Genomic DNA, 7,735 nt, shown 5'->3' on the forward strand with positions numbered 1-7,735 from the left:
CCCGTCAGGTGTTCATCACCGCGATGACCCTCTTCTCGCTCGGCACCCTGGTGGCGTTCCTCTCCCCCGGTTTCGAGCTGCTCGTCGCCGCGCGCGTCATCCAGGCCTCCGGCACCGCGATCATGATGCCGCTGCTCATGACCACGCTCATGACGATCGTGCCGCCGCAGCACCGCGGCCGCATGATGGGGCGCGTGAGCATCGTGATGGCCCTCGCACCCGCAATCGGCCCCACGATGTCGGGCGTCGTCCTGGACTCCCTCGGCTGGCACTGGATCTTCGGCATCGTTCTGCCGATCGCTCTCGTCTCGCTCTTCGTCGGCGCCCGCTGGATCCGCAACCTCGGTGAGACGCGCGAGGCCCCGATCGACGTCCTGTCCGTCGTGCTGTCGGCGCTCGGATTCGGCGGCATCGTGTTCGGCCTGAGCCAGATCGGCGGCGGTCACGGTGGATCGACGGATGCCACCGACGCCGCCGCGACTGCGACGGTGACGCTCGTCGCGTCCTTCGCCGTGGGCATCGTCGCGCTCGCGCTGTTCGGCTGGCGGCAGGTGCGCCTGCAGCGGGCCGACGCCGCGCTGCTCGATCTGCGCGTCTTCCGGTCGCTGAACTTCACGCTGTCGGTCGTGCAGCTCGGTGTGATGTCGCTCGCGTTCTTCGGCGCGATCACGCTCGTGCCCCTGTACCTCCAGAACGTGCTCGGTCGCACCGCGCTCGAGACCGGACTCGCCGTCCTCCCGGGCTCGCTCGCGATGGGTCTCGCGGGTCCGCTCATCGGTCGGATCTACGACCGACGCGGCACGCAGGTGCTCCTGATCCCCGGTGCGATCATCACGAGCGCCGTGCTCTGGTACTACTCGACGGTCGGCACCGACACGTCGTTCGTCCTGCTGATCATCGCCCAGACCGTGCTGTCGATCGGCCTGGCGCTCTCGTTCACGCCGCTGTTCACCGCCTCGCTCGGGTCGCTCGAGCCGCGCTTCTACTCGTACGGGTCCGCGGTGGTCGGAACCGTGCAGCAGGTCGCCGGGGCCGCGGGCATCGCGCTGCTCGTCACCGTCATGGCGGGCGTCTCCGCGAGCGCGGGCGGTGGAGCCGAGGGCGATGCCGCGGGTGCTCGCATGGCGTTCATGATCGCGGCGATCGTCTCGCTGCCGCTCATCGTCGGCGCGTTCGTCATCCGCAAGCCGGCCGACCAGATCGAGGGCGCGGCCCCCGTCGGGCACTGAGGCGGGGAGCCTCAGCTCAGCGAGCAGGAACCGCCGCTGCAGCAGTACGCGGGAGCGGGGGCGTCGTCGTCGACCGGTGAGGTCAGAAGCGTCAGGAGCGGCTTCGACGGCGTCTCGGTATCAGGGGTGGTGTCACCGGACATCCCTCCATGCTACGCCTGCTCCGACGCATCGGCATGATGAATCGGAGCCGCTCGCGGTACCCCGGGTCAACGGCATCCGCAACCCCCGTTCCCTGGCGCGAAGCGGTTCCTACCGTTGTGGCATCCCCCGATCCCCTGCGAGAGGAGTCCCCATGACGGACCTCACCGGAAAGCGCATCGCCTTCCTGCTCACCGACGGCTTCGAAGACAGCGAGCTCACCAGCCCCTGGGACGCGGTCACCGCGGCCGGGGCGGAGGCCGTGCTGGTCTCGCCCGCCGACGGCAGCGTCACGGGCGAGAAGGGCCACGAGCAGAAGGTCGACCTCCCGGTCGGCTCGGCCACGGCCGACGATTTCGACGCCCTCGTCCTCCCGGGCGGCGTGCAGAACGCGGACGACATCCGGATCGTGAAGGATGCCGTGCACTTCGCGCGCGCCTTCTTCGACCAGCACAAGCCGGTCGGCGTCATCTGCCACGGCGGCTGGATCCTCACCGAGGCGGACGTCCTGAAGGGCCGCACGCTCACCAGCTACCCGACGCTGCAGACGGATCTTCGCAACGCCGGCGCGACGTGGGTCGACGAGGAGGTCCACGTCGACCAGGGCCTGGTGTCCAGCCGCAACCCCGACGACCTCCCCGCGTTCAACGCGAAGCTCGTCGAGGAATTCGCCGAGGGCGAGCACGCCGGCCAGACGACCTGAGCGCGTCGTCGCGGGGCCCCGGGCTACGGCTCGGGGCCCCGCGGCGTTCCCGGGCACCGGCACAACCTCAGCGATCCGCACAACCTCAGCCGCGACGCCCCCAATCGAACTGACATCACGCCGATCACTGACCGACCGGCCGTGGCATCCATCCCCCGCGCCCCTGCACAACCTCAGCGATCGGCACAACCTCAGCCGCGATCCGCCCGCGGCAACTGACATCACGCAGATCACTGACCCAGCGCACGAGGCCGCAACAAACCCGGCCCCCGACCTCACGCCGAAAGCGGTTGGCACGACGGGCAGTACTGGCCGCCGCCCTTCGTGCCGGGGATGTCCTCGATCGTTCCGTCGCCGTCGGGGCAGGGCTCGCCAGTGCGGCCATGGACGCGCATCGCGGCGACCTTCGCGGCCTTCTGCTCCGCGATCGGAACTCCGCGTCGGGCTGCCACCGCTTCGTCCAGCACGGAACGCAGCGCCGCGTGGAGACGCGTCACCTCGTCGTCGGTCAGCGACGCCGCGTGTGCCACGGGCGACAGCCGCGCGACGTACAGGATCTCGTCCGAATAGGCGTTGCCGATTCCGGCGAGCGATTCCTGCTCCTGCAGCAGCGCCTTGAGCTGCTTCCGACGCTTCCCGAGCGCCCGCGCGAGATCCTCCCGCGAGAACGCCGGGTCGGCGGCATCCAATCCGAGCTTCGCCACCGCGGGCACCTCGAGCGGGTCGTCCACGACGTGCAGCTGCACGGAGAGCCAGTCGCCCGCGTCGGTGATGCCCAGCACCCCGTCGTCGAAGGTCACCGTGGCGATCAGGGCCGCACCGTCCGGAGCGTCCGTGTCCCACGTCGCCCAGCCGGCCCGACCGAACCCGAGGGAGAGGTGGATGCCACCCAGGTCGATGTCGATGTGCTTGCCGTACCGCGTGACTCCCGTGACGGTGCGTCCCACGAGGCCGTCGAGCGGCCGCGCCCGCGTCTTGAGGGCGCGGAATTCCGCCAGTTCCACCGCGATCACGGCGTGGCCGGTGAGCCGCTCGCGCAGGAAGAGCGTGAGCGCTTCGACCTCCGGCGCTTCGGGCATGGTGACTCCCCTTCCGTCCCGCAGACCGGACAGCGGAACGGATGCCACCCCCGCCGACCGACCGGACCGATTCCTCCCAACCTAACGGGAGGGTCCTCGGCCGAGTCCACCCCTTGTGCACCAGTCGGACGTCCCCGCGTCGCTGCGGAGGCGCGTACCGTTGAGGGTGAGGCGGCCCGAACCGCCGAAGAAGGGTCCCCCATGAAGATCGTCTCGTCCTCGGACTGGCGGGATGCCATCGCCTTCGACGTGCCCGTCGTGGTCGCCGATGTCGTCCCCGGTGAGCCCACCCGCTGCGTCGGGTGCGGTCCCGACGGAGAGCTGTTCGACCGCACCGAGCTGTGGGCGGTCAAGCACCGTCATCCGAAGCACCACGGCGGGTTCGTGCGGTTCTACTGCGAAGCGCACAAGCCTGCGCCCGCACCCGCTCCCGCGGCTCCTGTGCAGCTCAAGAAGGCGCGCGCGTCCGCACCGCGCGCCGAGCGTCGCACCACCTCCCCCAAGCCGACGCCGGTCACCGACCGTCCCGTCCGGGCGATGTGCCCCGACTGCTTCGTCGAGGTCTCGGCCGACGGCATGTGCGGGATGTGCGGCACCCAGGTCGTCTGACGCCAGGAATGCACGAACGCCGCCCCGGTCCAGTGACCGGGGCGGCGTCGTTTGGTGTCAGCGTGCCGAGATCGTCCAGCCGACCTCGTGACTCTCGCCCGGCGCGAGCACGATGAGGCCCGTGGCGAAGTCGTAGGCCTGGTCGTTGAAGGCATCCGGAGCGCACGTCATGGGCTCGACCGCGAGCCCCGCCCGGTTCGCCGGGTGGGCCGGACCTTCGGGGCGGTCGGCGGTGTGGATCTGGACCCACCCGCAGCCCGCGTCCCACGAGAGCGCCACGCCGGTGCCCGACGGGTCGGTGAGGGTGACGGTGGCTCGGCCGCCGGCATCCCGGATCAGATCGGTGTACGCGTGGTCGATCTCGACGGCGCCGATCGCGCGCGGAGCCCGGAAATCGAATCGCTCGGCGTCCACGGCGACGGATGCCAGCCCCACCGGCGCCAACCGGTCCGGCGTGACCTCGAGCACGGTGTCGGCCGGAAGCTCGAACGTCCACGAGTCGAGCGCACCGGGGCCCGCGACGAGGTACGGGTGCGGCCCGGTGCCCCACGGAGCGGGGGCCTGCGAACGGTTGGTGGCGCGGACGGTCTGCGTGAGCCCGTCGGGGCCGAGCCGGTAGGTCGTGGTGACCTCGACCCACCACGGGTAGCCGTCCTGCGCGGGCACGACGGCGGTGAGGGTCACCGACTCCTCGTCGCCGTCGACGACCGACCAGTCCGCCCAACCGAGCAGCCCGTGCAGCGCGTGGCCGCGGGTCGGTTCGGTGAGCGCGAGCTGGTACTCCTCGCCGCCGAAGACGTACGCCCCGTCCACGACGCGGTTCGGCCACGGCGCCAGGGTCGCACCGCGGAAGTACGGGCGCACCTCGTCGGCGGCGAAGGGGACGACGAGGTCGCGCCCATCGTGGGTCAGGGATCGGAGGGAGGCGCCCACGCTCGCGATCGCGGCTTCATAGCCATGGGCGCGGAGGACGACGGGGGTTCCGGAGACGGCGGTGGTCACGGAAGGGGCGACATCGGTCATCCCGCCATTATCCCGATCCCGTGGACGGATCACGTGCCCCGCAACGACGGACGCCCCGACCGCGGGCGTGTCCGCGGATCGGGGCGTCCGGAGGGCGACTTACTTGAAGGCGTCCTTGACGTTCTCGCCGGCCTGCTTCAGGTCGGCCTTGGTCTGGTCGGCCTGGCCTTCGGCTTCGAGACGCTCGTTGTCCGTGGCCTTGCCCCAGCCTTCCTTCGCCTTACCGGCGATGTCCTCTGCGGTGTTCTTGATCTTGTCGTCGAGACCCATGGCCGACTCCTTCCGCTTGGTTGCCCGGATGATTCCGGAATGCCGCCACGCTAGGCGCGCCCGCTCGGATTCTCGGGGGGCTTGAAAATCGCGCGAGGGTGAGGAAGCGGGTCGGACCGATTAGGTTCGAGGCAGGGGGATGCCATGGGGGAAACACCGAGCCAGACCGACGAGCTGACGATGTTCGCCGATCTCATGGACGAGGCGCCTGCGGCGTCCGGGTCCGGTCGTGCGGGTCGCATCGCGCTGGTCGTCGTGCTGGTCACGGTGCTCGTGGCACTCGTCGGCGCGGGCGGTTACGTCTGGTGGGCCGCGACCGCGGCCCTTCCCGCCCCGACGCTGACGACGAAGCCGCCGGCCGTCGCACCGGGCGAGGCGGCCCACATCGCCCTTCCCTCGTCGGGTTCGATGCGTGCGAGCATCACGGGCGGCGAGCAATACATGGGTCCGGACACGGACGGCGCGTGGGCCGCGTCCGGCGGTGACGATCCGCGGCCGACCGCGAGCATCGCGAAGCTGATCACCGCCCTCGTCGTCCTGGACCGGCATCCGCTCGCCGGGCCGAACGATCCCGGTCCGACGGTGGCGTTCACGAAGGCCGACACCGACCTCTACGACCAGTTCTACGTCCGGGGCGCGACGATCGCGAAGATGCCCGACGGCTCCTCCCTGTCGTTGCGCGACGCGCTCGCGACCATGCTCCTCCCGTCCGCGAGCAACTACGCCGTCGCCCTCGCGCGCTGGGGATACGGTTCCGAGGATGCCTACGTCGACGCGGCCAACGCGTGGCTCGCCACGAACGGCCTCACCTCGACCCGGATCGTGGATGCCACCGGCCTCGACGACCGCAACATCTCCACGCCGCGCGATCTCATCGCGATCGGGAAGATCGCCGAGGCCAACCCCGCGCTCGCGGGAATCGTCGGAATGACCTCGATCTCGTTGCCCGGAGGGCCGGGCACCGTTACGAACACCAACGATCTGCTCGGCAGGGACGGCGTTCGGGGGCTCAAGACCGGAAACCTCGGGGACGGCACGTTCAACCTCCTGTTCAGTTCGCTCCTCGACGTCGGGATCGGGCCGCCCCTGCAGATCACCGGTGTCCGTCTCGGCGGCGAAACGCACGACAGCACGGACCACGACGTCGCGGCGTTCCTCGAGAGCATCACCGCCGGATTCCACGACGTCACGGTCGGGAATGCCGGCGACCGGATCGGGCAGGTCCGGACCGCGTGGGGTGCCGAGGCGGAGGTCGTCCTCAGCCGCACGGCCACGCTGCGGACGTGGTCGGACACCCCGATCGCGACGGCGGCGGACATCGCCACTCCCCCGTCCTGGACGAACGACGAAACCGTCGGCACCGTTACCTGGAGCGCGGGCCCGAACACCGCGTCCTCCGACGTCCAGATCGTCGGCACGCTCGAGCCCCCGACCCTCTGGTGGCGGCTGACGCACCCGGGACAGCTCGGCGCGCCGTTCTCCTCGCCGGGCGGCTGATCAGTAGGCCCGTCAGCGCTCTGCCGACCCCCGCGGCGCATCCAACACGGTCGCGGCCCCTCCGCGCATCGCGAGAGCGGCGGTGAGGGTCACCCCGAGCAGCACGGTCAGGTACACGACGAATCCGACGCTGCCCTCGCTGGCCGTGGCGTGGTAGATCAGCGGAGCCGTACCGCCGAAGAGCGAGTTGGCGACCGCGTAGCCGAAACCGACCCCGAGCGCGCGGATATGGGCGGGGAAGACCTCCGCCTTGGCGATGCCGTTCACCGACAAGTAGCAGGTCAGAACTGCGAAGGCGAGAACCAGGATGCCGAGAACTGCCGGAGCCGATGTCACTCGAGCGGTCTCGGTCACCAGCACACCCGCCCCCAGCACCCCGGGCCACGCGAAGGCGACGAGGAGGGGCTTCCGCCCGATCCGGTCGCTGAGAGCCCCACCCAGCGGCTGCATCAGCATGAGGACGACGAAAGCCGCGAAGACGAGTCCGGTTTCCGTGACCTCGGCCCGGGCGCCGCCCGCAGCGAACGCCGATTCGCGGAGGAGGTAGGGCACCGTCACCGTCGCGGTGTAGAACGCCGCACTCCCCCCGGCGGTCAGCAGGATCACCCAGACGAGTGGATGCCAGTACTCCCGCAGTAGCTCCGTCATCGTCGAGGCGGGCGTTGCGGGGGCGCTGGCGGGCGTGACGCGTCGTGACCTGCGTGCCCACAGCAGTGACGCCAGTCCGGCTACGCCGCCCGCGACGAACGCGACCCGCCATCCCCACTCCGACACCGCGGCGCGATCGCTGATCGCCAGCAGCACGAGGAGCGTGCCCTGCGCGAGCACGAGACCGCCCACGATCGTCGTGGCCTGGAAGGACGCGAAGAAGCCGCGGTGCCCCCGTGTGCCCGACTCCGAGAGCAGCACCGTGGCCGCCGCGTACTCACCCCCGGTGGCGATGCCCTGGACGATGCTCACGACCACGAGGAGCACGGCCGCCCACGCCCCGATCACCCGCTCGGTCGGAGCGACCGCCAGCGCGACGGATCCGGCGGACATCAGGGTGACGGCGGCGACCAACGCCCGTTCCCGGCCCCGCGTGTCCGCGAGCCGTCCGAAGAGCCACGAGCCGAGCGGCCGCACCACGAAGGTCACGGCGAACAGGCCGTAGACGTAGATCAGCGAGTCCGGCGAATCCGGCG

Annotated in this window: 9 protein-coding genes; 4 read left to right on the plus strand and 5 right to left on the minus strand. The window is 70.6% G+C overall.

What is annotated here, in order from left to right; genetic code table 11:
* The coding region (locus I5G_RS15025; RefSeq protein WP_022879788.1) for a DHA2 family efflux MFS transporter permease subunit at window positions 1-1,229 on the plus strand (1,229 nt) is incomplete at its 5' end.
* 11 nt (window positions 1,230-1,240) lie between these two features.
* Here the strand turns inward: I5G_RS15025 and I5G_RS26780 are convergent.
* Entirely contained in the window at window positions 1,241-1,372 is a 132-nt protein-coding gene (locus I5G_RS26780; protein WP_275574426.1) for a hypothetical protein, read from the minus strand.
* A 152-nt stretch (window positions 1,373-1,524) separates the two neighbouring features.
* Between I5G_RS26780 and I5G_RS15030 the strand changes: the two genes are divergently transcribed.
* Window positions 1,525-2,073: a type 1 glutamine amidotransferase domain-containing protein gene (locus I5G_RS15030; RefSeq protein ID WP_022879789.1), complete on the plus strand. Its 549-nt coding sequence runs from the start codon at window positions 1,525-1,527 to the stop codon at window positions 2,071-2,073.
* Between the two features lie 275 nt (window positions 2,074-2,348).
* On the opposite strand, the gene I5G_RS15035 is transcribed toward I5G_RS15030, so the two are convergent.
* Window positions 2,349-3,152 (minus strand): DNA-formamidopyrimidine glycosylase family protein, encoded by an 804-nt coding sequence (locus I5G_RS15035; RefSeq protein WP_022879790.1) that lies wholly within the window; start codon window positions 3,150-3,152, stop codon window positions 2,349-2,351.
* A 201-nt stretch (window positions 3,153-3,353) separates the two neighbouring features.
* Here I5G_RS15035 and I5G_RS15040 point away from each other — a divergent pair, with 201 nt between their 5' ends.
* Entirely contained in the window at window positions 3,354-3,761 is a 408-nt protein-coding gene (locus I5G_RS15040; protein WP_022879791.1) for a hypothetical protein, read from the plus strand.
* 57 nt (window positions 3,762-3,818) lie between these two features.
* On the opposite strand, the gene I5G_RS15045 is transcribed toward I5G_RS15040, so the two are convergent.
* On the minus strand, window positions 3,819-4,784 hold the full coding sequence (locus I5G_RS15045; RefSeq protein WP_022879792.1) for an aldose 1-epimerase family protein: 966 nt from the start codon (window positions 4,782-4,784) through the stop codon (window positions 3,819-3,821).
* Between the two features lie 99 nt (window positions 4,785-4,883).
* A complete protein-coding gene (locus I5G_RS24835; protein WP_022879793.1) occupies window positions 4,884-5,054 on the minus strand; it encodes a CsbD family protein in 171 nt (56 codons plus the stop codon).
* Between the two features lie 144 nt (window positions 5,055-5,198).
* On the opposite strand from I5G_RS24835, the gene I5G_RS15055 reads away from it, so the two are divergent.
* Window positions 5,199-6,551 (plus strand): D-alanyl-D-alanine carboxypeptidase family protein, encoded by a 1,353-nt coding sequence (locus I5G_RS15055; RefSeq protein WP_022879794.1) that lies wholly within the window; start codon window positions 5,199-5,201, stop codon window positions 6,549-6,551.
* A gap of 12 nt (window positions 6,552-6,563) precedes the next feature.
* Here I5G_RS15055 and I5G_RS15060 read toward each other — a convergent pair.
* Window positions 6,564-7,735, minus strand: a 1,172-nt coding sequence (locus I5G_RS15060) for an MFS transporter (protein WP_022879795.1), incomplete at its 5' end; no start/stop codon positions are given.

It is taken from the genome of Microbacterium sp. B19 (assembly GCF_000333395.1).
GTDB lineage: Bacteria > Actinomycetota > Actinomycetes > Actinomycetales > Microbacteriaceae > Microbacterium.